Origin of the sequence: Marinobacter lutaoensis (assembly GCF_001981305.1) — a bacterium.
GTDB classification, from domain to species: Bacteria; Pseudomonadota; Gammaproteobacteria; order Pseudomonadales; family Oleiphilaceae; genus Marinobacter; species Marinobacter lutaoensis.
This window is the reverse complement of the sequence record NZ_MSCW01000021.1, coordinates 1-1,291: the sequence shown is the minus strand read 5'-3', so window position 1 is coordinate 1,291 and position 1,291 is coordinate 1. Positions and strand designations below refer to the sequence as shown.

The following is a 1,291-nucleotide window of genomic DNA, read 5'->3' as shown; positions in this document are numbered from 1 at the left end:
GCCCCGCTGAATCACCGCGCCAGCGTCAGCCCCGAGCTGGCCCGGGATTACCTCCGACGGCTCCGAAAACTGGCGCTGAACCACTGGCGACCAGAGCACCCACCGAGGCCCGCCTTGGGGTATGTGGGGTTTGAGGCGGTGGCTGGGGATAAGGCTGGGGCCGAGCGGGATACATTCATCGAAAAAGCTCTGAACAGTGAGGCTTGGTCTGTCGTGGACCAATCGAAATGGCTGTTCAGTCATTCAGGCATGAAAATTCCCAGCGAGACGTTGTTTGAAGAAGTCTTCAAGCGCGAGATCATGCAGAATCGCTTACTGAAAAAATCGGGATTCGGACGTTACTGATGCGAAGGAATGGAATCGGGATTCTGTTATGGGTGGCTGTCCTATTCGTGGCCGGCAATAACGCTTGGCGTGTCTACACCTCGGCCGCACCCGTTATGACCGCGTCGGTGTCGTCCGATGGCGCTTACGCCCTCACCGCCCACCGCGACCAGAAGCTGATCCTGTGGGATCTGGCTCACCAGACTCGAGAAATCATCAGCCGGGACGCCAACAGCTACGCTGCTTACTTCGTCAAGGAACAACCTGTATTTGTTTGGCAAAATCTGGACAACACCGTCAAGGTCCAGTCCCTGAGTGGCGAGATCAAGCAGCAATTCACGCTGGATCGTCCCGTGTATGGGCACCTGATGACCCGGGACCTCCAAACCTACTACTACTCCGACCTGGGCTGGAGCCTGTTCCGGCGTAACGCGGATGGCACCAGCCAGACACTGAAGGCAACCGATGACAACGCGTTTCTTGGCTACCATAAGTTGCTGAACCTCGCCATGGACAACGCTGAGCAGCGGCTGGTCACCGCAGGCAGTGGCGAACCCAAAGGGTTCGAACCGCCCTACTACCAAACATTGGCTGAGGTGCTTGAAGACGGAGAAAACTACAAGCGTCTCTACAGTGTCGCCTTATGGGACCTGAATTCCGGAGAGCCCATCGCCAAGTTGGACGGCAACTCGTCCAAAACCCACGCCGCCATCAGCCCCGATGGGCAGTGGGTGGTCAGCGGGGATGAAAATGGAATCGGGCTGTACTGGAACACAAACGAACCGACTAAGCGCCACCGACTAGCAAGTTATGTCTCCGGAATATTCATTCCTAGCCCCACGGACGATATCGCGGACGCCTCATTCGACGACAGCAAGCTCATAGCCGCCCCTAAAGGCGTCAACACCTTCACCCTCGCCGTCGCCTTCATCGACCACAGCCGGTACTACCTCCGCTTCGGCAACAA

Annotated in this window: 2 protein-coding genes; both read left to right on the top strand. The window is 57.3% G+C overall.

From position 1 onward, the window contains the following. Positions 1-345, top strand: a 345-nt coding sequence (locus BTO32_RS17975) for a hypothetical protein (protein WP_175618691.1), incomplete at its 5' end; no start/stop codon positions are given. 47 nt (positions 346-392) lie between these two features. Further along, a partial coding sequence (locus tag BTO32_RS17500) for a WD40 repeat domain-containing protein (RefSeq protein ID WP_175618690.1) occupies positions 393-1,291 on the top strand: 899 nt, incomplete at its 3' end.